Annotated in this window: 11 protein-coding genes; 8 read left to right on the top strand and 3 right to left on the bottom strand. The window is 49.0% G+C overall.

The window, feature by feature from the left end:
* Nucleotides 1–63: 63 nt before the first annotated feature.
* Nucleotides 64–3,828, bottom strand: a complete 3,765-nt coding sequence (locus F6K53_RS11455; RefSeq protein WP_293070695.1) for a hypothetical protein — start codon at nt 3,826–3,828, stop codon at nt 64–66.
* An 863-nt stretch (nt 3,829–4,691) separates the two neighbouring features.
* Between F6K53_RS11455 and F6K53_RS11450 the strand changes: the two genes are divergently transcribed.
* The 8 genes from F6K53_RS11450 to F6K53_RS11415 all read left to right on the top strand — a co-directional run bounded on the left by F6K53_RS11450 (nt 4,692) and on the right by F6K53_RS11415 (nt 22,501).
* Complete coding sequence (locus F6K53_RS11450; protein WP_293017387.1) at nt 4,692–5,330, top strand: hypothetical protein; 639 nt, start codon at nt 4,692–4,694, stop codon at nt 5,328–5,330.
* A 20-nt stretch (nt 5,331–5,350) separates the two neighbouring features.
* A complete protein-coding gene (locus F6K53_RS11445; RefSeq protein WP_293017386.1) occupies nt 5,351–6,016 on the top strand; it encodes a hypothetical protein in 666 nt (221 codons plus the stop codon).
* A 309-nt stretch (nt 6,017–6,325) separates the two neighbouring features.
* Complete coding sequence (locus F6K53_RS11440; protein WP_293017385.1) at nt 6,326–7,060, top strand: hypothetical protein; 735 nt, start codon at nt 6,326–6,328, stop codon at nt 7,058–7,060.
* An 11-nt stretch (nt 7,061–7,071) separates the two neighbouring features.
* Nucleotides 7,072–8,910, top strand: coding sequence for a hypothetical protein (locus F6K53_RS11435; protein ID WP_293017384.1), 1,839 nt, complete (start codon nt 7,072–7,074; stop codon nt 8,908–8,910).
* A 4-nt stretch (nt 8,911–8,914) separates the two neighbouring features.
* Nucleotides 8,915–9,853: a hypothetical protein gene (locus F6K53_RS11430; RefSeq protein ID WP_293017383.1), complete on the top strand. Its 939-nt coding sequence runs from the start codon at nt 8,915–8,917 to the stop codon at nt 9,851–9,853.
* A 183-nt stretch (nt 9,854–10,036) separates the two neighbouring features.
* Entirely contained in the window at nt 10,037–19,642 is a 9,606-nt protein-coding gene (locus F6K53_RS11425; RefSeq protein ID WP_293017382.1) for a DUF6603 domain-containing protein, read from the top strand.
* 74 nt (nt 19,643–19,716) lie between these two features.
* A complete protein-coding gene (locus F6K53_RS11420) occupies nt 19,717–21,306 on the top strand; it encodes a hypothetical protein (RefSeq protein ID WP_293017381.1) in 1,590 nt (529 codons plus the stop codon).
* A 97-nt stretch (nt 21,307–21,403) separates the two neighbouring features.
* Nucleotides 21,404–22,501 (top strand): hypothetical protein, encoded by a 1,098-nt coding sequence (locus F6K53_RS11415; RefSeq protein ID WP_293017380.1) that lies wholly within the window; start codon nt 21,404–21,406, stop codon nt 22,499–22,501.
* A gap of 75 nt (nt 22,502–22,576) precedes the next feature.
* Here the strand turns inward: F6K53_RS11415 and F6K53_RS11410 are convergent, their stop codons facing one another.
* The gene (locus F6K53_RS11410; RefSeq protein WP_293017379.1) at nt 22,577–24,088 is read right to left on the bottom strand and encodes a cobyrinate a,c-diamide synthase; all 1,512 of its coding nucleotides are present in this window, start codon (nt 24,086–24,088) and stop codon (nt 22,577–22,579) included.
* Between the two features lie 93 nt (nt 24,089–24,181).
* The gene (gene opcA / locus F6K53_RS11405) at nt 24,182–25,537 is read right to left on the bottom strand and encodes a glucose-6-phosphate dehydrogenase assembly protein OpcA (protein ID WP_293068933.1); all 1,356 of its coding nucleotides are present in this window, start codon (nt 25,535–25,537) and stop codon (nt 24,182–24,184) included.
* Nucleotides 25,538–25,550 lie beyond the last annotated feature (13 nt).

Here is a 25,550-nt window from a genome sequence, read left to right as displayed (position 1 = left end):
CCCAAAAAATGATTGATTACGTTTATGGTAAACGTCGGGTTTACAACGCCGGGTTGATAAGATTTACGGTTTCTGCAATCCCAGGGCACCGCTTAGCTTTAGCCAACCCTCGTTCACATTAGGTCGTGTGGACGGTAGCTGGGCGCTAGAAGTAGAGCTAGTTAATGGATCTGACTCACGCCAGGTCGTGACCCCAGACCGTTCTACCCAAGTCCAGTCCCCTTTAATTGCGGCAGGCAGCGGTAACTGGATCTCGGTACTGTTGAGCAGAACAGGTCCAGCGCGGAAGGTAACAAACATATTATTAAGGGCCAGGGTAACCGGTCCTGGTGACAACGTTAGGTATTGTACGGGCAGGTATCCGCTGATGACTGGAATTGACCCGCGTGGATCGACCAGCAAGGTCAGGTCATGTGTGGTGGTGCCATCTGGTGGCAAATGGAGTTGGGGATTACTGACAATGTAAGGGTCACTGGCAGCTTCAGCATTATCATTATTGCTATCCAGTTGCTGGGCGATCTGGGCTAGCATTTGGGACTCTGGTAATCGTCGATCGGCCAGCGTGCGGCGAGGAACAGCCAACTTAGGCGTATACCCATGATAAGGATAAAACTGGCTGTAGTCGTTGTCCAGAAAATATCCCATGACTCCATTACCACTCAGACCTATGTCACCGATCCGGAGTGGCAGACTAACCTCAGTAAAACCATCCGTAATCTGCTTGCTGGTATTTTCCCAAGCCTGATTAGTAGCAGGCGTACCATCCACCTCCAGCGTAATCCGAGCACGCACCACCGCCAGAGGACGACCCAGCAGAATCGCTAGATTTCCTTGCATGGGCTGTCCAAGTGGATCGACTTTCCAGAGACTGGCATCGATTACATCCAATAGACAGCTCAAAGCATCACTACCCTGGGCACCGCGTAGCAATAAGCCATTAACAAAGCTATTAAGATGTTGCAATTGACTACCAAAGTTGGGAGCTGCTCCAAGGGGGGTATTGCTACCAGGCACTGCATCCCAACGCAGGCCGGTTTCCTGGTCCCTGTCGCTGTTGCCAGCATCGATCGTGATGACTTCGCCAAGGTTGTTGCCCCAGGGATCGAATACGGTCAAGCTATGGTTAATATGGTTGGGGATGACCCAGCCGCTGATGGGACTGGTGAGATCGCTCGAGTTAGTGGGGATCGTATCATCATCAAATTGGACTAACCGAAAATCGAAGCGCAAGTCTTGAGTAACACGAGGAGTGAGCTGGATGTAGCGAGTATTGGTTTCACCTGGTGTAATGAAGCTCTTGCTCCGAATAGGTTGTAAATTATTGGACAATTGTGAACCACGCAGGATTTGCCCAAAAGCATCGACAACCTCAATACGAGTAACCCGCAAGTGTCCGGCGTGGAGGGGAAAGAACAAACTGCTACCTGCCGCTGGTAGGAAGTTTTCAGCATCTGCGAGTAGCTGCGCCATATTGCCCAAGTCATCCGGGCTGAGCTTGTTCATCTGTTGCAGACGCATGATCAGTTCTTCAATCAGACCAGACATAGCCTGTGTAACCACATCAAACTGACCCAGAGTCTCCGCCATTTCTCGTAACTTCTCTTGCACCGAAATTGGCAAGTCTGATAAATTTGGATTCGAATCCAAAAAGTCATAGAGTTTTTCCTGGAGGCCCAGTGCTATCTGGCCGTTGAGTATGGCTCGCCCAGAGTAGGTTTCATCCTTGGCAGTAACTTGGGTGCCGTTCCACTCAAAATCTACTTCTCCTAGGCTCCATTGGTTGAGCATGTCCTGGGGTGTAGTAGCACTGGGATGCCACTCGATTTCCCAGTCCATGTATATAGGTGCCCAGGGTGGTGTCCAAGCTGCAACGGCAGCATTAAAGGGCGGTACACCTTTAAAACCAGCGGTTTCAGAAATTGTACGCACATCCACTAACCTAGTCGCATCCTGGTTCCAAAGTAGGGTTTGTTGGCGTTGGATTTGAGCTGTTAGGTCGTTAAGCTGGGTTGGGGTCGGTGTCACACCAGCTTTTTGAAAATTGCGCTGAGCTAGCAAAAGAGCACTGTTGGTGTCAAGTAAAAAAGTCTCAAACCAGAAGTCGTGGATCTCCTTGGGAATCTGTACCCCAGTGGGCCAAGTGATATCGGTGAAGTCATCCGCACTAAGAGTCTCGTTTACCGTTATGCCGTCACCACTGTAGTTGATGGTTAGAGCACTTAAAGTTTGACCTGTGAAACGAGTAAACAAGGTGTCTTCATCATCGTATACGCCAGGGGGAGCAAACTTAGTATCTTGATTGGTTCCTGCCAGCAATATGACTGGATCTTGCCGTTGCTCAAAGCGTGGCTGGTTTTGAGTATTGAGTTTCAGCTTCAGAGGAGCCAACAATTCCCTCAAGGCCTGGGCCTGCTGGTCCACTTGTTGAGATCCCTGGGTCACCTTGGAGTTGTAGCTATTTACTAAGGGAGTAAGGCGATTGATTTCCTTTTGAATCAGGGGTAATAAAATCGGCCCTTGCGGGAGAGGGTAATTGGCTAGCTTCCAGTAGGCAGCATACAGGGACCATTTCAGAGAGGCGAGCATCTCTCGGTCTTGATTGAGGGTTGCTTGGGTGGTGTTGAGTCGTGTCAGAGCGTCAGTTGTCGTTTGGTCTAGGGGAACACTTGTTGCGCCCGACGGAATCTCGCCATTGCTAGGCTCAGTGGTTTGCTCCTGATAAACCACCCAGCGATCGCCCGCACTCGTCGAACCAAAACGAGCGGCATGGGACTTAGTCTCAAACGTCCTCTGATTGCTGGCATAGTCAAACACCATATCCTCTTGGAAGGCCAACAACAGATCCTCAGCATCCGGAGCATCAATCGCATCTGCTAGCCAAGCCGCCATTGCCTCAGGACCATTGGCTCCGATCGCAACAGCTGGGGGATGCTCACCCTGCAAAATGGCATTAATCGGATAAAACTGGTTAAATCCCTGCCAATCTAGCTTGTAGATAAACCCGTGACAGAGACTTTGAGCGGGCAAATTCTTTTGTGCATCAGTCAGGGGCGGGCCCCCAGTAATCGGATGCTGCTGCAACCAAGCTTGCCAATCCTGCTCCGCAGCATTTTGGTCAGCCTCACTCCCCACCGTCCATTGCAGGTGAGTCATAATCTCTTGCCACTCTTGCTCCGTTGTAAAGCCATCAGGAGACGATTCAGTTTTACCGAACAACTGATCGTCCGCTGGTGTGCTGTACCAACCGCAGACACTGTAGCTGTACCAACCGACAGAAGCATTCTGCATATCGTCATGAAAGGCCAGCACATTGGTCATATTGTCGTAAATGGCAACATAGGTAGCGTCGCCTGGCCCCATGGCACGTAAAAACGGTTCGCCAGAGTAGGTCGTCGTTGTGCCGTTCCAGCTAGCCAAGTCAAAACGACGACCAATATAGTAAGTCTGACTGCCGCCTGTCGGATCTGGGTAGACATGGGTTCCATTGGGGGTGGAACCAAGATAGTCACTTTCCAAAACCCAAACTGTGAGGGAAGGTACAGCACCCGGCTCAGCAATAAAGGTACGGGTCACTAACCATCGATTGGGAAGCAAGGGGAAATCAACAGCGCCATTCGCTTGAGTTTGACCATGACGCAAAGCACTGGGCACAGTCCAAAGTAAGTGAATACCTAGCTTAGGCGGATTGCTCGATGACCGATAGGAAAAGGGTGGCGGTTGGGGTTGTCCTAAGGGCAACCCGAGTTGATTAAACTGCACACCCACAACAGCCCAGTTGCCGACTTGATTGTTTTGACCCACCATTAGGGCTTCTAAATAAATCGGCACGAAGAGTCGCGGGCCCGCCCAAAGTGGGTTATTGATTGGTGTGGTATTACTCATAGCTTAGGGTAGGGATACGAGTGTAGGCAGTACAGCTTGATACTTTAGGATAAACCTATCAAAAAGGCTCAGTAATATTTAAGATTTAAGATAGAGTGAAGCCTTTGCTCAAAAGCAATTTTCGGATTGTATCATTCAACGATAAACTTCTTGTGGTTTAATAATATTTGGCATAATCACACACATAACTACCTGGTAACATAAATTAATAGTTATCCAAAATGCTCTGGGGGGCGACAACCCAGATTAAATCCTTGCTGGGTAATAATTTCAGCCGGTAAGTTACTTAATCGGTGCTCTTTCCGTTGGCGAATTAAATTCGCCACGGCTCGCACCTAAAAGATACATGCTGTTTTGGGCGTGACCTTGGACGTAGTTATAATGGTTTGAGCTTCCATAAAATCATTCGTAGGGTCAATTCGGGACTGTATCAAGCCTAATATCGTTGTTGGCATCAAACAACATTATATAGTATAAATAAGTGCTTATGATGTCAAACCTTCAGACAAAATGTCAAACAAAATGATCATTCTGGTGCATTGTTCAAAATTTTGATGTAAGATTACTTTATCGTCATCATCCTTGTGTTGTGATTTTGGTATTGCTTCCTGTCTTCATCGCTTGTAGTGCGATGAAGACAGGAAGCAATACAGACAAGAGGCAGCACCTGATATCCAGTTGGGTCTTAGTGTCCCTAGTTAGGGTTGTGGTTACCCATCTTCAAAAAATCTGAAATGATTTGCTGTTAATTGATCAAGTTCGACAGCAGATCAACAATAAACACCTAAAACTATGTATGGAGAGTCTCAATGGCTAAGAAATACCAAGACTTATCTGACGCACAGCGAGCAAAGTTTCATGCCAAGCTGGAAGCTTTAGGGATTGACCCTAACACTGTTCCAGCCACAGTTACGACGGAAAGTGGTGGTTTGCGGTGTGGACACCCTGCCGCAAGCGCCGACTTCCCACCCGCTCAAGTCCACGAGATTGGTAGTGTTGCAGATCTGTGTGCGATGGGCGGATGTCCTGACGAGGATTACCAAGCAAAAAGGGCCAGTGATGCTTTTGTCGATTACCCCCCCCCAGCGCCCAGTCTTGGAATGCCGTCCTTGGCCTCTTGTGGTGGCGACGTGTGTCAGCTCAAGGACCGCATGACGGTGCAACACCATGAAGCAGTTGGAAAAGCGCTACATGCTGCAGTGATGGGGGATTCGAGCAAAGTTCGCGATTACGAAGAGCACATCAATGCCATTCACTTTCCCATGGAAATAGCAACCCATGCTGCACAGGATTTGGTGATCACTAAGGACAACCCACTGATTATTGATAATCCAAACGGTCAGCCCACAAACCTCGTTGCTGCCACGATTACGATCGAAGAGGGTGGGTACATTGAGATGAGAACCCCACTTAACATCGAATGCCAGCAATTTACTGTTAATAGTTAGTAAGCCAGAAACAAATAATTATGAGCAATTCCCCCTTTCAAGTTATAGGTGCCGATGGTGCCAATGGCACCAATGCCACCAAAGGTACTGATGGTGGCGACGGCAGAAACGCAGTGCAGGGGACATCAAGTGGCGGCAAGAATCCCACCTGTCAAAACCCCCAAGATCCCACACCAGGTAGCCCTGGAAATCGAGCTGGTCAGGCGTCGGCGGGAAGTGATGGGAATATCACGGGTAGTGGCATTTTCCACTTGGGTGATGTCGATGGTAAGGTTATGATCACTTACTCCGGCGGTGCTGGTGGTAACGGTGGTAACGGTGCTAACGGTGGCAAGGGTGGCGATGGTGGTAATGGTGCTGCTGCCAGCGGTCCTTGTAAGCAGATCAACGGCGCCAATGGTGGCAAAGGTGGCGATGCTACTGATGGTAAACCTGGGGGTAACGGTGCCAATGGACCCAATGTAGTAATATACTATACCTCTAAAACTCCCTCGACTACTTTTTCCATTGATACCAGTAGATTGAAAGGTGGTACTGGCGGTACTGGTGGCAGTGGTGGTGCTGGTGGCAAGGGTGGTAGTTTTGGTGGAAGCAATGGCCAAAACGGTTCTACGGGCAATGCTGCTGCTCCGGGCAAAAGTGGCGCACCAGGAAGTATAGTAGTACGCCAAGAGCCACCAAGCTAGCAAAGTTATCAACTGCGGGAGCTCATGGTATTCCCAGCCACGATTAACATAAAGATTTGATGGCAGTCCTGATCCCTCTTGTCAAACCAGACTCTCTGTTGGTCTGACAAGGGCTTGAAGTCAGCAAATAGATTCTAGATTCGGATGAGTTCAACAGGGAAGCCATTGTCGGTCAATTCATTGACTTAAGGCTTGTAAGTAACTCTCATCTGACAAGTCTTCAGGGCTGTTAGTGCTCAATTTTGACTTAAGTTTCAGTGTGCCGCGATAGGCGACTTCACAATTTTTGTCCCAGTAAGGAGCAACGACATGGTTCAGATCAGTGATGGTGTAATTCGATCAATTGGAGTTAACGGTAGTTCCAAACCAACAGCAAATTCAGGTGATACTGGTAAAAGCGGCAGTAATGGCAAAAACGGCTGTGAAACCGGTGATTGTCCAAAGTGCGACTATTCAAGCAATGGTTCTATGGGTAATCCTGGCGGTAATGGTGCAAGTGGTCAAGGCGGAGGACCTGGTTTGCCTGCGCCATCTTTAGCCTTCCAGTCTGATCAAATAACAGGGTTGCTTGTGATTGTGTCTCAGGGTGGCAATGGCGGTAACGGTGGCAATGGCGGAACTGGAGGAGCTGGAGGAACGGGTGGCAATGCCGGACAGATGACGGGTAGTGCAGCAGAGTCCTGCCTGAAGGACAAAGAGGATAAATGGGCTGAGGGTGGAACCGGTGGAACCGGAGGTAATGGAGGCAATGGAGGTAATGGAGGCAATGGAGGCAATGGAGGCAATATTACCGTGGCCTACAAAACCCTAGCTCCCAATGCCGAAGTCCAACCCCATTCCTTGCCTGGTGCAGGTGGTAATGGTGGTGCAGGTGGTAATGGTGGTGCAGGTGGTGGTGGCGGTGCTAATGAAGTCTATCCACCTCCACCTAAAGGTCAGCCAACTTATGCAGACAATGGTCAGGCGGGTAATTCTGGCAAGCCGGGTGTGTTAGGTAGCGCTGGCGAAGCAGGTAAGGTAGCTATAATCCCCAACAATGGATAAGTGTGCGTCTGATGAGTAATTCTATTCTGAACCAGAACTATGACCCTGCCCTTGGGGCTGAGCTGGTGACCCTGGCGACCTTGGCCAATAAGTCCTTGAGTAGTTTGTTTGTACCTGGGTGGGACTTACTGTTCAAGTACACCAGCTCAAGCATGTACGGGAGTTGCCAGTACTATCTGGCAATGAAAACCTACGATAGTCAAGCAGTCTGTGCAGTGGTCACAGGAGCTTTGTGGCGTAGTTTTATCTCCTTCTATACGCCCCAAGACAATCATATCTTCACCTCGTTGGGTAGCAATATAGTTGGCAGCAAGGCTGTCAATGCTTTCACCCATCAACTGAGGTTGCAGCAAGTACAAGATGATCTCAAAGATATATCACAAACCTTGGCCAAGATCGATAATCCTGATGGGGGCGAGAAGTTGAACCAGGCAGCATTGGCACTGCAATCTCGTTGTGACCAACTGTCTCAATTAGCCCCTAACGATCCTCAATGGCAGTCTTTTCACCAAAGAACTGCAGGCTTAGTTAGCACCCTCCAAGATTTGGCAAAAAGTCCACAAGGCGGCGACATGGCTAAAATTGGTGATGCCATTCGTTGTCATCAAAGCGATTTAAGCCAATTGCGTCAAGGGATCAGGAGCACAAGTCAGGATGCGGAAATCGATACAGGTTTTTCGCTGATGTACCGTGCTATTCGCGGTAGTCTACTGGATGATTTGCAAAAGGTTAAGCAGCAGATTCCTGCCTTCCAAACCACCATGCCAGTGATCTGTGCTGGTCTCGGTCCTGGCGGCCCTATTGCCCAATTAGCTTCCCTAGACCTGCGACCCGGTAATGGCAACTCACCGGCAACTTCTATCCAGGCTTATGCCTATTCTTGTCCGGCCTACGGCAATGGGGATTATCAGAGTTTATACAACAGTGCAGTAACGGCCAGTTTTAGGGTGCAGGCCGAGGCAGATCTGTTCCCTAGTCTTCCAGATCAGACGACTGGTTACGTGCAGGTGGGAACTGAGGAATCACTGCCCTTAAATATTCCTACCTACGATTCACCTTGGGTTGAGCGGGATGGCCCCTATTACAACCAATTACTCACCCAGAGCAATCCTGGTAGTGGGGGACCAGGCACCGTTAGCAGTGTGACTGGTTTCAGTCAAGCGTTAGCTTTTGCCCTGGGTCAGCTTTGTGCTGTGGCTTATCAAATGTTCCAGCACCCTGGCAGTACACCGAGTTTCTCTTACACACCCTATGTCCTCAAGCAGAATCTAACCCTGAATGGTGCGGTGTGGGCGAGTGTGTTCGAAGGGCCAGATAATTTGGTGTTGGCCCTCCGAGGAACAGTCAGTTGGTTGGAATTGATGACAATTGTCAGCGATTCATTTCCTGGCTATCCCAGTTGGCTAACCACTAGCTTTGGCTCTTACGCCAAGTCTTTGGTCGATCTATATGCAAGTGGCCGCGATACTGTTCGTCAGGCTTTAAATGGTTTGGATAACAAACCTGTGCTAGTCACCGGGCATGGTAGCGGCGGTGCGCTGGCTAACTTGATTGCAGTAGATCTAGATCAAAACCCACTGACAGGTCAGCGCAGTTTGGCTGCTGTGTATACCTTTGGGGCAACACCAGCAGCAACGCCAATCTTCGCTACGCAATATGACACTATTTTAGCTGGCAGGAATTACCAAGTGGCTCGTCCCCAGGATATTATGCCTAATTTACCTTTACTCGGTTTCTTTGTGCCCCAAGGACAGCTTGTAACGCTCTCCGGTGGTAGTTTTAACCCATACAACGGAGCCACTTTTCATGGTTTATTAACCTACCTGGCGTTACTCAACACGGGGAACTAGCGATATGTCCAGCAGGGAGATAACTCAAACAACTCCTCACTCCTCCTATTTTCTAAACTTACTGTCTTACCATGGGGTTGAGCTGGCAGAGCTGGGCGATCGGGTGTTACAACCCCTTCCGGGTGAGTCGCAACTGGTGTTGGACTGGCAGAGTGAACGTTCTCAGGTGCAACCGCTGCGGGTTAAACGGAATCATATTGCTCTGTTCGCAGCCTCACGTCTGGTGTTGGGTGAAGGGCAACAGATGATCGTCAGGGGACCGATGGCAGAGCGAGTGGTCTTGATAGTCGATGAGATTTCTGTTGCTGATAGCACAAAACTGGTGTTCGAAGCACCCACTGAGGTAGTGGTTGAGCGCTTAGTGTCGGCTGGTTCTTCATCGAGTCAATTTGTCAGTCAAGGGATTGATGGCGCACCAGGTGTTGAGGGTGTAGCTGGTGCACCAGGAGCAACGGGTGCTGAACCGAATGGCCCTGGAGGTCATGGTGGCGCTGGTGGCTCAGGTACCAATGGACAGGACGGTCTTGATGCTCCCAATGTAACCTTTGCTGTAGCTGAGCTCAGTGGTTCCATTCAGTTCGCCGTATTGCCAGGTCGCGGCGGTGCTGGCGGCAATGGCGGGAAGGGAGGTCAAGGGGGGCGTGGGGGCTATGGTCCGGATAACAGCATGGGAATTGGAGGGACTGGCGGCAACGGCGGACCTGGGGGTGCAGGTGGTGCTGGGGGACGGGGCGGTACGATGCAGGTGTATTACCACAGTATAGCTTCGAATACCCAATTAACCACCGAGACACCAATCGGTCAAGGAGGTGTCGGAGGAGAAGGGGGACGCCCTGGCATTCCTGGCCTTGGACATCCGGACGGGTCTTTGGGTTACCCCGGCAGTAATGGTAGTGTTGGCCCCCAGGGAAGCGCTGGTTCAGTGATTATCACAAAGGTTTAAAGGCATATTAATACCGTTTTGGCTTGAAGTTGAATTTTGCCCCTTACCCGGTGTACACGGGGCATACCTCAAAAAATTTAACTTCAAGCAATTTTCAAGCAATTGGGTATCAGCTATTTTCCCAGAGCAATGCTCGCATTGCGCTTATAACTCCTATTAACAATTTCAGAAAAGGTAACTCCTATGGTAGCGACAGCTCAGAAAATACGAACCTTGGAGGCTGATGTTGTCCCTCTCAGCACAAGTCTGGACAATATCCAAGCTCGTGAAGCAGCTGCAGAATTTGCCACCAATGCGCTGGCTGTGCTGCAAGACTCTGACAATGGGAGTGATGGTTTTGATAGCTCGAAAATTTCACCCGCTCTGATCAAACTGGGCGTCGCGATCGGTCTTCTTGAGGCCGTACCCAATGAGCAGGATAGTTATCAGCTGAACCAAACCTGGTTTGAGAACCCATTGGGGGTTACTGGCGAGAATCTCAAAACCAATGGTGCCACGATTGCGTCTTTGCTGGCTGAGTTGTTAGGAGAAGTTGCTGCCAATGAACTGGGAATTCCATCTCAGGATTTGGGGGCTCTTGGTGTCTGGAACCCCATTCCTAACCCTAAAACTGATCAGCCGACAGGTTTCTATTTGGTTAACTACCCCAAAGATCAAGACAATCCTGCTGAGGATCAGATATTTGGCATTGGTGTATTGCACAGTTGGGATTTTGGAACCAGTGCTTCTGGGCCGAGCAAGGGACCGAGTCAGATAGATGTGAGGGTTTGGGGACTGTTACCCCTCCTGGAAATTGGTGATAACGGTCTGGACTTGGTTTTAGGACAGCAGGGTTATCCCCTTAACATGGGTGCGTTTGTGGGTGGTGCTGATAACCAGCCAATCCTTGATGAACAGGGACTGTCTTTTAACGGCGTTAAATTTTCGGCATTGCTTGATGTGCTGGGTGATCCTGTCATCCAATTATCGGTGGTGTTAGAGCAGTTGCAACTACCTACTGAGACGGCTCCAGCCGATCGTAACCTGAGTGAAATTGCCCAAATTACCCCTCCAGAGTTACTGGCAACGATTTCTACCCTGTTTGTTGCTGCTCTGGAGCGTTTTTTAGGCCAAGACAGCAAGGCTGCCTACTTGTTGCCGATTTTCGGGCTGTCACCCATGGTGCCCAACAGCGAGGTGCGTTTGCCTCTATTGCGCTGGGATTTGCTCTTATCCCAAGCTCAATCGGGTGGCTCTCTGGGTACTCCCTTTATCAATTGGTTCAACGACCTACTGAATACTGAGTCTGCCTTTGCCACCTGGATGAATGCGATCTCCAGTTTGCTAGGCAACCAGTCACCTGAAGTTCAAGGGAGTGGCACTCAAGCCGATCCCTACAGCGTAGTGTTGCTCAGTGATGATGCAATTGGAACCCTGTCATTGACCGCAGTCAGCAATGTAGACACTGTGGGGACACGCTATCTATTACCTGGGTTTCACTTTGCTGGCAAGGGGAAGCAATTGGGATCTACTCCCGTTCAGATCGTGGTTCAGGGACAGGTAGACTTGGCTCAGTTTTCTCTCTCCACCAGTGGTCAGTTTGGTGTCAGCACCCAGTTTTTGCAGTTGGCAATGGGGTTTGCCCTAACCAATACGACGAGTGGGGATCCCCTGTTTGAGGGTACGATTGATCAGGATAGTTACCGCTTTGGCAGCTTGAGTGGCGGAGTCTCTGTATTACACAGTAGTAGCGGGGGGTTGCGAGTCGTTCCGGCCTTCCAACTGGTAGATGTTGCTACTCCCACTGGAGAGTATGACAGGATTGATCTGACCCAGCCTGGTCAATTGGTGGAGCAGGCGATTAATGAACTCTACCAACTGATTGACAATGCCCTGCAGGAGCTTTTTGGCCTGACGGATCAATCTAGTTATGGTCATCAGGCCGCTATCCTATTGGGGGTTCTTCCACCAGATCTTCCGGCAGGGGTGACCTGGCCCAGTAATTTGACACCACCTTTCAACGCTAGTCAGTTAATCGATTCTTTCCAAGACCCAGTGGCGGCTCTGGCTAGTTACTATAGGCACTTGGTGTCTGGCAGTGATGTTGGGGGGAAAGTGCCTTTTTATTACTTATTAGAGGCGCTAGGTAACCTTCTGAACACCGCGAACAGACCCGCCATTAGTATTGGTGGACAGGGAAGCCTCAGTGATCCCTGGTTAATTCAACTGACGGATGAGAGCTTGCCTGCTTCCTTGGCGGTTAGTATCGATCGTAGCAACCCGGATATACCCCGCCTGACGCTGGGTTTACAGCTTGCTCCCCAAATTAACTTTGGTAGTAGTATTGAACTTGACTTAGCCATCACTGTTCAAGCTCTAGCCCTCGATTTGCCCACAACAAACTCAGCCTTAGTCGCGCAAATCTTTCCTGGTCTTGGTGCACAATTAAGCTTGCCTCAAACCTTCACCACTCCCACTGTCGCTGGTGCTGCAGTTAGTATTTCTGAGTTAGCTTTCTATGGGTTCTGGTCGCCTTATGGAGCCTGGGAATGGAACCTGAAAGCGGGTCAGCCAGCAGTCATTGTTGATGGCAACAATTTGCCAGTGGGCCAGCCCATGGAGTTAAGCGATAGTGATTCCCTTGCTGAACTCGTCACAAAGCAAGCAGCTACCTTTGCTCCCATTGTTGTAGCACTGATGGGTATAGCGGTATACCGTACGGGTAGCCGCCCTGGTCTGGCTTTGAACGCTATCTTCGGGTTGTTGCCCAACTTAACCCCCTTTGTGCCTAGCGGTCTGCAGTGGCCTCAAGATATGCCAGTGATGACCCCAAACAGTTTTTCTGATCCAATTGGGGATATTAAAAAACAACTGAATGCACTGCTAGCCAATACACAGCGAACTGAAGCCGTTATGGCTCTACTAGGCTGGTCAGTTGACAGTGCTGCCCAGGTACCGACAGTGATTGGCAGTGGTAGCTACACTCAACCCTTCGCTGTGCCAGTACAATTACCGGGGGATCTGGATCTGGCGATTTGGACCTTCAATGCTGGTCAGACATTAGGTCTTGGTCTACAACGGCGGGTACAAGCTACGCTCGGTGATGTTGCCACCGATACCCAACTCTTATTGCGGATAGTGGAAGTTGGCCTAACGGGTTCTGTGCCGACACAGGATTTTCTACCCAGCTTTCGCTTACAAAGCCAGCTCACTCCCTCGTCGCCACTGCCGATCAATGATGGTAGTGATAATGATAGCCAGCTGATTTCAGTCGTTTTTGGTTTGGAAGTAGCTCTCGATTCAGGTAACCTGGCATTACAGCCGCAAGTGGTCGTCAATATTCGTGATCAAAATGGCGATCGCACCATTGACTTGCAGCAGTTGCAAGGAAGCAGTAGCCAATTCCAGGTCTCTTTCTATGCCGTCGTCAACCTGGCAATGGCTCAATTGCTGACTCCAATGTTGAGCCACACCACCGTCAAACTGACTTATGACTTGTTGAGCTTGATCAACCTCACTCTACCCCTCAATGATCAACAGACTCAATGTGCTATTGACACCGCTGGCTGGACTGCGATGCTGGCCGATCCGCTGGGCTTCTTCCGACAACGAGGAACAGCTTTGTTCATGGTTCCTGAGACCCGTGCCCAAGCCATTAGCTGGCTAGAAGCTGTTATTGGCATTACGCTACCCACTATTCCTGAACCCCTGTTGCAAGTTTTAGCAGCACTAGAATTAGTAGAACCATCAGCCCAAGCCTATGCACCTCGGCTCTACGATTGGGTAGCTATTATTGCCAATCCATCGCAACAACTACAGAATCGCTTTACGGCTCTCATTCAGGATCAAGCAAAATCTTCAGCGCTGATGGGTGCCTTAGCGACCCAGACAGATCCAATTACTGTCGGTCCCGTGCAACTAACCGTATCAGAAGGGGCCGTCATTGAGCTTTCTATCCTCAAGGATCAACTACCAACTCTAGGTGACATCCTTACAGTTAACGGCAATCTCAAATTCGATTTGCGCACCCACCAGCTCACTGCCACCCTCGGCCTATACAGCCCACCAGTCAAACTAGCAGTAATGTCAGCCCTTAGCATAACAGTTGCTGACCAGATCGAAGCTGAGCTAAACATCAACCTAGCCTGGGGTGACGGTAGCCAGCCAATGCCAGAGACCCTGACTCTCTACCCCTTCAGCAGTAACCAGTTCATCGATCAGGTTACGGTATTGGCACCCACCTTTGCCCTATCCACTTTCTTTACCCAAGTAGTGGATGCCCGTTTGTTAACCAATTATCCGCTGGCACGAACTGTCCTTTCCGCTTTTGGCCTCGTGTTTGAAGATACCAATGGCCATTGGTACACCAAATCACCCTTAGGATTATTTAAGGATCCCCTTGGCTGGTTGCTGGGAGATGCAGTATTGGGTCAAGATGGCCACCTCAACATTGCCACGCTCAGTCGCATCTTGGCAACAGTCAGTGAAACCCAAGCCAGCAATGGTATTGGTATTAAACCCATTGCTAACGGTGCCCGCATTTTCGGTTTACCCTATGGCCAGCAGATCGATTTAGTAGCTGACACTCAAGCAGAATTATTTACCATTACTCCTGGTCTCTCAGACAACACTCCTTTGTCCCTGGTCAACAATGTTTCCCTACAAGCACTTTCTTTCTCCTTATCCCTCGGAGCCAACTTTCAGCCTGGATTTGCTGGCAACATTGCGGTAAGTGGTAAGGTGACCAATAGTACGACGCTGTTGGTTCAAGGCGGTTATGACAAAGGCTTTTTGCTCTCTGCGGGTCAAATGGAAGGAGAAACCAAAAAGCTATTTCAAATTTTGCCCTTCCCGGGTTGGCAGACATTAGTAGTACAGGCAGCTCAGCAAGTCGCTCAGGCTCTGTTGCGGGAACTCACCGACAAACTTCTTGATCAATTATCAAGACTTGGTTCCGATACAGCATCATTTATTACCAACCTACGAAATGCGGGTACTGCCTTGGATGTCGCTGGACTTGTTAATACTCTGATTAGCAACAGTGACAAGGGAGCTGATGTGATTGCTACAGATGCTCTTCGCTGGCTTAGCGCTCGCTTGTCTAGTGACAATGCCTCAGCCACGGTGGAAGCAGTGGCTGGACTTATCAGCCCTTATTTTGATGGTGTCAGCACTGATGCAGGTCTGATCAAGTATCGGCCATCTGACAAAGTACCGATCACCTTAGTTACAGGTGTTCAATCTTTAGATAACACGCGGCAGGTTGGTTTGTGGTTAGAACTCAATCTACCTGCTAGCAGTAAGTTGCTGATTAACTTTGAACCTACTGGAGTGGGTATTCCAGTTCAGGACGATGGTACTTTAGTGACAAACTTTGAACCTCAGCTCAATTTCCAATTGTCGGTTCTAGTAGCTTTGGAAGGTGATACAGGTCCGAAGTTAGGTCTGCGATTCAATACTGAAACGAAGACGCTTGTTCTAGGCATTGATCCTGCTGGTCAGACAGATAAAAATAGCCGTTATTATCGTGAGCTATTGCCAACCTTTTTTAGTGAAAGCGATCCCTCGCAATATGGTAGTGCAGTCATCAGTTGGCTGGAATCTATCCTGATTAATATTGTGCCTCGCTATCTGTCGATCATAGTGCTCAATCAAACTAGAGTCAGTCAGTGGTTAGATCAACCCCTATTTCCTGGAGGTAAAGGTCCGAAAGCGGGCAATGTCCTCATCGCCTCCCAGTTGTTGACGCAGGAAGGTCCCAATAACCTCTACATGCTCAACAGTCTCAGTAATCTGGAGGCTCTCACCCTACCCAAATTTCTGGCAGGCTTCCTGCGTGCACTTTTGGCTGAGTCCTTCCAACTGATCGAGATCGGTAGCAAAGGTGGCATCTGGCTTGGTCCTCGGCAAGGTATGGACAACTACTTTGGTGTGCGGGTCATGGTTCCTGACTTAACGCTGAAAGCTGTCCCCTATATCACCTTCCAGCTTGGAGACGAGGACACAGAGTGGATCCAAAATGCCGGTGGTGATGCCAATCTAGAAGGGGGCGTTGCCCTGTATCTTCCCATCAGCACTGAAGGACCAGATTTCGGCAATCTCTTGTTAGAACTAGTCAATATTGGTCTAGATTTTCACGGTAAGCAGAACCAAAACCTAGTTCAACTCAGCCGATTTAGCTTACGGGCTATACAGCCTCGGGGCCTGATCACCTTCGACTTCAGCAAACCTGACCCTGTCCAATCTTATGGGGGTGGAGTTACCCTCACTCAGATCGGTATTTCCCTAGCGCCTAACATTGCATCTGGAAAATCAGCCAACCCTGTTGCCCAAAATCTTTTGGGTTCTGGTACTCCTCAATCAACTCCACAAGGCTCCTCAGATAAGCAGAATCCTGCTACCAATCCCTCGTTTTCTGTACGCACGTCCTATGTCAAGCATCTCTATGTAGAATTGTTCAATGATGAAGGTGATAGCACTACTGAGCTCTGGTTTCCTGTACAGCGCAGCTTCGGCCCCTTACATGCCAATAAGATCGGGGTGGGCTGGGAGCAGAGCGATAAGCTGCTCGACATGTTATTTGATGGCAGCGTATCCCTGGCAGGGCTGTATGTTGGCTTAGAGGGGCTTAAAGTCGGAGTGCCTGTTACCACCCCGCTAGATTTTGACAGTTACAGTTTGGCTTTAGCTGGCTTGGAAGTCTCCTTTGAAAGTGGCTCTGTGGCTCTTTCTGGTGGCTTTCTGAAAAACGACAATCCCCTACGTTATGATGGATCAGTCATGGTTAAGGCAGCCAGCTTCTCGCTAATGGCCTTAGGTTCCTACGCACTGGTGCCAGTGGATCAAGATAAACCTGATGGTGAGAAGGCTCCTTCCCTCTTTATCTTCGTTAACCTCAATATTCCCCTTGGGCCTGATCCAGCCTTTTTCATCACGGGCATTGCTGCTGGCTTTGCCTATAACCGCAACCTGCAGTTACCAGAACCAGGAGCTATCAATACTTATCCTCTGGTACAGGGAGCGGTGAGTAGCTCAGTATTTGGCGGTGATAGTGCTACCCCAGAATCAGCTCTGACACAACTATCAGAGGTGGTATATCCAGAAATTGGCCAATACTGGGTTGCTGCTGGTCTGCAATTTACCACCTATGAACTACTCAGCACCTTTGCCATGTTAGTGGTGCGTTTTGGCAAAGAGTTTGCTCTTGATCTCATTGGTGTCAGCTCCGCATCATTTCCTCCAGCAGTATCGCCATCAGCTGCTTTGGCCTATGTGGAACTGGGTCTGTTGGTATCTTTTCACCCAGATGACGGTGTCCTCTCAGCGCGGGCCCAGCTAACCCCCAATTCCTTTTTGCTTGCTCCAGACTGTCGTCTCACAGGTGGCTTTGCCGCTTTCTTGTGGTTCAGCGGTGAGTATGCTGGAGATTTCGTCATCACCTTAGGGGGCTATAACCCAGCATTCAAGGTTCCAGAGCAGTATCCCTTAGTGCCCCGACTGGGCTTTAACTGGCCCCAAAACCTGGGTGTTGGTTCCCTAATCATTGATGGTGGTGCCTACTTTGCTCTGACTCCTTCAGCGATCATGGCCGGTGGTTACTTACGGGCTCTGTTCCAGCTCGGCCCGTTACGCGCTTGGTTTGACGCTGGCGTGAATTTTCTGATTCAGTGGCAGCCCTTCTACTTTGATCTAGAAGGTCATGTATCAATAGGAGCCTCCATAAGTGTCACAATTGCTGGAGTTAGGGTTACCCTCAGTGCTCAAATTGGTGCCAAGCTCCACATGTGGGGGCCTCCTATTGCAGGTGAAGTAGGCGTGGACTGGTATGTTATTTCCTTTACTATTCCCTTTGGGGACACCAATCAATCTCTACCCAGTTCCCAGCCTTTAGGTTGGGACAGCTTCCAGGAAAACTTTTTGCCGCCTCTGCAGACCGATCAAGGGCAAAGTACACAGGGCCTTGTCGAGCGTGCCCCCCATCCACAATTGTTGCAGCTACAAGCGAATACCACGCCCCTGACTCAGGCTTACACAGTACTTAAGCTTCAGGTTAAACAGGGATTGGTGGACGATTATCCGAATCTGGGTTGGTTCATCCAATCACCGTTTGTCCTGCAAGCTACTACTGTCATACCTGCCACTATTGTGAGCTTTGGCGGCAGTACGACCACGTTTAGTGGCCCAGGTGTGGGTATTCAACCCATGGCTCAGCCCTCCATCACTAGTCCGCTCCAAATCACTTTACAAGGATTGAACAGCAGCACCCAAACTTGGGAAACGGTGAATCTGGATGCACGAGGTATCCAGCTAGCCACACAACGGAATGGTGCCCCAGGAGCCCTCTGGTCAAAGACAGCTTTCGATCCGAATGGTGTGCCTGAGGCGAAAACTATTCCTAATAGTATTATGGGCATCACCCTTACAGGTTCCCAGGTATTAACTTATGTTCCTGTTGGTCCTATAGCACTCTCTACCCTGGCATATGTGGATCTCGGTCCGTTACCCTTGCCTTTTACCTGGACCCCCCAATACATAGCCAAGACGTTACCCAGCCAGAATATGCGCGCTCAAGTAATTTCTGACACTATTATGGATCTAGTGCATGTTATTCCTCTACGCAATGGGATGCTGGCTGCTCTACGTGCCGTGGGCCAACCTGCTCTGAATAATCCTAGTCTGGTGGTTTTGCAGGCTAATGTGGCTAATGTATATCAGTCTCCACCGAGTCTCGCACCCCTTGGAGTAGACCTTGCTGAGGTACCAACAGAGGCTACTCTAGTTAGTCTACGGCCGACACCACAGGTTCGTAGTTTAGCTACGGTTGGAGAGAGTAATGGAAATCCTAAGAGCAAAGTGATTGGTACTGTTCGTCGTTATCGGGTTGGTACAAGGTGTTGTTGTTTGGGTAAAGGGACACGACGATTAAATAATGTTACCCGTCCCGTAGCTCGCGCCAAGTGGCAGTCAGGTGAACCTGTTGGGACTACTCATAGCGAAGAAGGTCTTAAGGTAGCAATAACAACAGGTGCCACTGCTCTGCTTAAGTTGAATACAAATGCTGCCAAGGAGGTCACATTCACTGGTCAGTTACCGCTACGCTTATTAAGTTTTAACGAGAGTCAGGAACTGATCCAGCATGTCGTCGTTGATCCGTGTCAGGCTAACTCCCACGTTTTACCAGAGATCGCCGAAGAACTGGTTGCAACTGGCACTGTTAGTAGTGCTGATACTGTCAGTGGTTGGCATATCGATAGTGAGTGGACTCGCCTTAACCAGTATTACTTTATGGGTGATTGCTGCGTGATACGCACCCAGGCACCACCGCGACCTCATAAGCGACAGCGTCGTGGTCAGGTGTTAGCGAACACAGTGCTCAAGGCTAACCAGGTACAGGGGGGTGCTGGGCAATTGTTACCGGGTTGGGTTGAAACACTGTTCCATAACAGTCCTGTTAGTATTGCTATAATCGTGCGGGGCAGTACTATGCCTCGGATTCAGTTATTGTGGACTGAGGAACTGGCTAATCCGGTCTATGCAGAGGAGGCTGTCGTATCTGTTCCTTCTATAGAAATAGGCGATTTAAGAGTTTACTTGTATGATGTACCCCCTCGACCTCAGACTGTCTCTGCCCAGTTGGCAGTCCTAATTCGTCCATCAGCGAGTGCGAGTACTGAAGATATTCAAGGGGTTTTGGGTTTTGCTCAAACTGCTGAAGCGTTGCAACAGTCTGGGTTAGCTGGGGAGCTGGTTGGTGATACCTATACCCTGAGCCACATCCCCCCAGAGACCTGTCAACTGTCGATCACCTAGCTAACCAACCTACCAACGATGCTTTTCGTTATAACCTTAGCTACGACTAATAGCGCCCATAAGTAATAATCTCTATGACTAATATCGCCCTCGCCACCGCCAACGAAGACCTCAAGCCAGGTCAAGTGCGCTTTTATGCTGCTGCTGAACCACCCTTGCAAGCTGGTGGTTATCAGTTTTTGGCTCAGCAGACTATAGAAAATCTAAAATCCCAGCCTGATAATAACCTTTTCGGTACCCAGTCCCCCTTTGTTGTGACTGGGCCACGTTTTCGCCTGCCACCCCAGGATTTGCAATCTGTCTATCCACCTGCAAATGAGGTGGGTAATTATGAGGAATCTCTCTGTCATGTAGTGCTGCGTACCCGTACCTTACCGTGGGTGCGTACGATTGATGGCAGCACTAATAGTCGTGGTGATGCTGATGGTACAGTACCTCCTTGGTTGGCACTTCTGACCGTTTACCCTGAAGAAATCAACGGTACTCAGCCTATCACTATTACAGTAAACGATTTGATCGATCCTGGTGATGGTAGCATTTTACCCCCCACTTTAATTGATGCGGCTGATTTAACTGAGGAGGAAAGGAACAGCCAGTTGTTGGCAGTGGATTTGGATCTGGGGGTTTTCCAAGCAATTTCACCATCCTTAGTGGAGTTGCCTTTTCTAGCTCATGTGCGTGAGGTCAACACGGATCAAAAAGAAGTGTTGAACATGTTAGAGGATGGTTGGTTTTCTGTCGTAGTGGGCAATCGCCTGCCCAAAACTAACGCTGAAAATATTTGTTTTTTGGTATCTCTTGAAGGACACCAGGATCATCTCCATGGAAACTCAGGTATTCCTAGCAACTTCACCAAGATCCGCTTAGTGGTTTTAGCGCGATGGGCTTTTACTGCTGCAGCATCGCGAGGTAGTTTTCTGTACTATATGCAAAACCTCTGTGAGCGTGGTGGTATTGATTTGCTGCAGCCTACCCACACAGCTTTTCCATCTCCTGAGGGTGATTCGGTAACGCAACAGGCACAAACTGCTGTTCAGGAAGCCTTGGAAATTGGTTATATTCCCTTGCAAAACACCACCCGAACTGGAGAGGTAACGACTTCTTGGTATCGTGGTCCGTTGACACCAGTCCCCACTAAGCCTGATACGCTAGGACCGTATTTCTTTAGCGATCGAGCAATTCGCTACGACCCAGAAACTGGTCTGTTCAATATGGCATTTGCTAGTGCTTGGCAAATTGGCCAGCTCTTGGCTCTTTCGGATGCAGCTTTTGCCCGTGCTTTGTTTGAGTGGCGGCTTAATTACTACCAGCAACAACATGGTGCGGTAGCAGAAGAACACCTTCAGCAATTAACAATCCAGCCAACCTTACAAATGGGGCAAATTCCCAAAACTGAGGTTACTCCCATACTGCTCTCGGCCATGAATCTGCTTAGCCAAATGGTTACTGTTCCTACACAGCCCAGAGCCAGCATCCAAGCTCAGACCTCGACACCTGCTAAACGCATCAATCTAGTTCAACCTCATCATTGTCGTGACCAAGCTACTGGTCAGCTGCCTGGTGTGATTGACTCTAACCTATGGCAGAGTCAACTTACTGCTGGCAACGATGCTCTGCATCTATTGTTTCAACACCTGCAGCATCCTCTGACTGAAGATACCTAGGGCTCTGTCAACAGGTGGGATTGGCGCAACACCATCCCACCCACAAACACAAGCCTGTCAGGCTAGTAGTGAGTGGTATGTAGAAAAAAGTAAGGATTTGAGTTTGTGGGGTCTAGACCTACACTCCCCTAAGTCCTTACTTCTGGAAGACCAAATCCAAGATGCTTTAAGAGAAGAATCTGTGAACAACTCAACCCAAGGACACCAACAATTACTCAAAGTGTACCGAAAAGCGGTAGGTGTATCTACTGCTGCGGTCAAGCTAGCTACACAGGCTACTGAAACTGATACTCCTCTGCCTACTGCTGCGGTCAAGCTGTCTACACAGGCTACTGAAGCTGATACTCCTCCGCCAATTACCATTCCCGATAACATTGTTCAGTGGCTAGCACGTTTGATCCTCCTCTATGGTGTGCCCTTTGAGTACCTAGTACCTGATGCAGCTATGCTGCCTATTGAGTCAATTCGCTTTTTTTATATTGACCAAAACTGGACCAATCGCCTGATTGACGGTGCCGTTAACATTGCTCTTGGTTCCACTCAGGATTATGTACAGGTGCTTACCACTTTTGAAGAAACTGTACAAGCTGCTGCTTTGGCACAGCATAATGTGCGTGCTAAGCTGCGGGCTAAGCCTACAGTTGATAAGGCGGCAGTGGGAGGTACCCTTACTGGAGTGTTATTGCGCTCTGCTGTGGTCAGTGGCTGGCCAGGGTTAGAAGTTACTGCCTACAGCGATGAGGAAGGTACCAACGTCTTACCGCTCCTGCGTATGGATCGTGTCTCCAATAATGTACTGATCTGTCTGTTCAATGGTGTACCCCAGAGGATCGATTTTACTGAACCACCGGAGGGGCTAAATTTTGGGGTGATTAATGCGCCCGACTATGAAGTCGCCCTACGTGGCTTGGGAATCGGTGGCCATACAGCTGGGGAGCAGATTCTTGAGAATGGTGGTAATGCTGTTACTTCACCTATTACTTTTCGATGTGACACCCTCAGTTCTGGTGTACTAGATATTAATCAAATTAAGAATGACCTGATCGAGAATCTACAGGCTCAAGGTGCTTTAGACAAACCTCCTGTGTTTACGGCATCCCAGTTTGCTGTTCAGTTAGTCAAGGGTGCTGGTCGCCAGCAGTTTAAGACAGTCGAGAAAAGCTGTAAAGGTAATAACATCCTGGATAATGCATAAACTCCAGGTGGAATCAACAACCTGACACAGATAGGTGATTGAAGCAGTGAACTTCAAAGATGGGATTCGTGTTGATCAACGACCGGATTCAGCACTCAGCCAGGACGTTGCTTGATTCTTTTTCTTACACCACATTTGACAGCATTGCAAAAATCGAACCGGAACTTCTAGACAACTACCCCAATGGAGATGAACATAGGAAGCATGGAGCTGATAGACTTGCCAACCTTCAACTCCAACCTTTCTCTGGTTATATCCCCGTAACTCAAACAAGGGATTGGAGGGCATGACTGTCAAGTGGGAGCGATGAAATTCATGTCCCCAAACCGTTGCTCCGACAGGTAACAAGGGTCCATCGACCAAAGCAGTTGCCTGTCGATATCCTAAAGTAAGGGATTTTCCCATCACCGTAACCGTGGGTAATACCCCTACCATTGACCAAGATTTCCCGTCAAAATCTGTAATCTGCTCCCCCAAATACATCAATCCGCCACACTCAGCATAAGTGGGCATCCCTGACTCTATAGCTGTTCGCACTGACTCTCGCGCACTAGTATTTTCGGCGAGTTGCTCAGCAAAAACTTCTGGAAAACCACCACCAAAGTACATCCCTTGTATATCAGGAGGTAAAGTGGTATCGGTGAGGGGACTCCAATACACTAACTCTGCTCCTAGCTGTTCCAAACTATCGAGATTGTCTTGGTAATAGAAACTAAAAGCGCGATCGCATGCTACAGCAATTCGGATTAGAGCAGGTGGTCGGTTATTAGAGGTTACAAGTTGAAGGTTGGTAGGTTGCAGGTTGTCTAGAGAACTTTCAACCTGTAACCTCTTAACCTTCAACTCCGAAGAACCTTCAACCTGTAACCTCTTAACCTTCAACTCCGAAGAACCTTCAACCTGTAACCTCTTAACCTTCAACTCTAAGTGAAGATGCTCCCAATTAAAGCAATTCTGTCCTAGATCAGCAAGTCGGTTAATCAAAGCATCCAGTTGAGTAATTTCAGCAGTAGGTATCAAGCCCAAGTGCCGATCGGGAATAGTTATATTATCCTGACGCTGTAGCTCTCCTAATACAGGAATGTGTAACGGTTCGAGAGCATCCTTGAGCAATTCCAAATGGCGTGAGCTTCCGACTCGATTCAAAACTACCCCAGCTATGGTAATCCTGGGATCGAAGGATTGATAGCCATATGCGATCGCAGCCACGGAACGAGATAACCGAGAGCAATCCAACACTAATAACACTGGTATGTCTAACAGCCGCGCTACATGAGCTGTGCTGGCAAAATCATCCTTTCCTGATGCTCCATCAAATAACCCCATCACCCCTTCAATCAGGGCAGAATCTACTCCCTGGCAATGGCGATAAAAGCAATCTTTAACATAATCTTCAGAGGTTAATACTGGGTCTAAATTCCGACAAGGACGTCCCGTAACCCGCTGATGAAACATCGGGTCAATGTAATCCGGACCGACTTTAAAGGATTGAATTTTATAGTTACACTTGGATAAATACGACAATAGGGCGAGCGTAACTGTTGTTTTGCCCACCCCACTACGTTCACCAGCGATGATTAAAGCCATTGAAGAGTTGAAGGTTTAAGGTTTTAAGGTTAAAGTTTATGATCTCAACATTGAACGTGCAACTTGTTAACCTTCAACGCTTCTGTCAAACCTTCAACTTGTTACCGTCAACTTCAAAATTTCCTTGGTTACTGCCATACTTTCTTCGTATAGCATCTCCCGACCCCAGCGTTGTAATTGCTGAGAGAGCAAAAACTCTGTCTTCTGGTCAAATAAAGGCGATACCTGCTGAATGCGGCAAGACTGAGCACCACCACCAGCTTCCATCCGCATACAACCAGTGGTTTGTGAACACAATACAGTGCAGCAATCAGCTTGCAGGTTGGTCGAACCCAAGCGCAGGCTAATCAAATCACCTGCCACATCTCCGACATCAGCTACGGGGATAGCTGCCAATTCTGCTTCTACAGGTTGCTGGTTGGGTCTGATAAATTTAACACGCCGCAGGTCGTAATCCCCACCTTCTTTGAGATCAGACGTGGGAAGCCATTCTAAGCGAGATGCTAACCAACTCAGAAACATCAGTGCTTGAGCCTCATTCCCTTTTTCGTAATCAATGGTAACTTGATCAACTTCGTAGATTGCCCCACGACGTTCTGGTGGATCAAATGCTTCTGCGGTTAACTCTTGCCATGCTGCCAACCGTGCCCAATTCAGGTCAGCCACTGGTGTGCCCTGATTGATCAGCTCACACATTTGTGATAACTGTTCCTCTGGATTGTTAAAGCTACTTGAGTCAACAATGACGGTATTACTTAGCCCTGCTAAGCGTTGGAACAACCCATAATTAGGATCGGGAGTTCCCTTCCACCATAGGAATTTCGGCAGTTCTGGTAACATCAATTCCGAAATGACACCGCTAATCCGTTCCAACGCAGCAGCCGTGCCAGTTAGGGTGATGTATTCACAACATATTAATGTACTCTGGCTTTGCTTTTGAATGGGGCAAGAGGCAGATACCTGAGCCTTAACCCCTTCATCTTCTCCGGCAATAGGACAAAGGGCAATAATGCGACAGGGGTTAGAGGCTGCGATCGCATCGGCAATGCCAAATCCTTCTAAATCACCGGAATACTCTAACTTCTTCTGAGTCTGTCCCTTCTGGACAGATTCATTGTATTCCTCCCGTAGTTTTGCCTTAGTCGCCTCATCTGCTTTACCCGTTCTTTCCAATCCGTAGGCTTTCTGTGCTGCCTTGAGAGCAGCCACCATGCGCGGGCCTAGGATACCATCAATTGGACCGGAATAATATCCCAGTGCTGCTAAGAGCTGCTGGGTTTCTTCGGGTTCATAAACCACTAAACTAAATGTGGTTGCCCTGATCGCACTGGGCGAATCACCGTTTTCACCATAGCTTTGCCAAATTTGACGCAGTTCCGCTTCAATTTCACCCAAAGAAACATCTTTGGGTGGTTGTATCGAAAGCAACGGAGGAGATTGTGTAGCCATAGCAATTCACTTG

Origin of the sequence: Moorena sp. SIO4A1 (assembly GCF_010672065.1) — a bacterium.
Taxonomy (GTDB): domain Bacteria; phylum Cyanobacteriota; class Cyanobacteriia; order Cyanobacteriales; family Coleofasciculaceae; genus Moorena.
The sequence above is the reverse complement of the archived record's forward strand: the minus strand, read 5'-3'. Positions and strand labels throughout refer to the sequence as shown.

What these genes read in the sequence shown, in the direction of transcription:
- F6K53_RS11450 (WP_293017387.1), top strand. Translation starts at nt 4,692, where the DNA reads ATGGCTAAGAAATACCAAGACTTATCTGACGCACAGCGAGCAAAGTTT.
- F6K53_RS11445 (WP_293017386.1), top strand. Translation starts at nt 5,351, where the DNA reads ATGAGCAATTCCCCCTTTCAAGTTATAGGTGCCGATGGTGCCAATGGC.
- F6K53_RS11440 (WP_293017385.1), top strand. Translation starts at nt 6,326, where the DNA reads ATGGTTCAGATCAGTGATGGTGTAATTCGATCAATTGGAGTTAACGGT.
- F6K53_RS11435 (WP_293017384.1), top strand. Translation starts at nt 7,072, where the DNA reads ATGAGTAATTCTATTCTGAACCAGAACTATGACCCTGCCCTTGGGGCT.
- F6K53_RS11430 (WP_293017383.1), top strand. Translation starts at nt 8,915, where the DNA reads ATGTCCAGCAGGGAGATAACTCAAACAACTCCTCACTCCTCCTATTTT.
- F6K53_RS11425 (WP_293017382.1), top strand. Translation starts at nt 10,037, where the DNA reads ATGGTAGCGACAGCTCAGAAAATACGAACCTTGGAGGCTGATGTTGTC.
- F6K53_RS11420 (WP_293017381.1), top strand. Translation starts at nt 19,717, where the DNA reads ATGACTAATATCGCCCTCGCCACCGCCAACGAAGACCTCAAGCCAGGT.
- F6K53_RS11410 (WP_293017379.1), bottom strand. Translation starts at nt 24,088, where the DNA reads ATGGCTTTAATCATCGCTGGTGAACGTAGTGGGGTGGGCAAAACAACA.
- opcA (WP_293068933.1), bottom strand. Translation starts at nt 25,537, where the DNA reads ATGGCTACACAATCTCCTCCGTTGCTTTCGATACAACCACCCAAAGAT.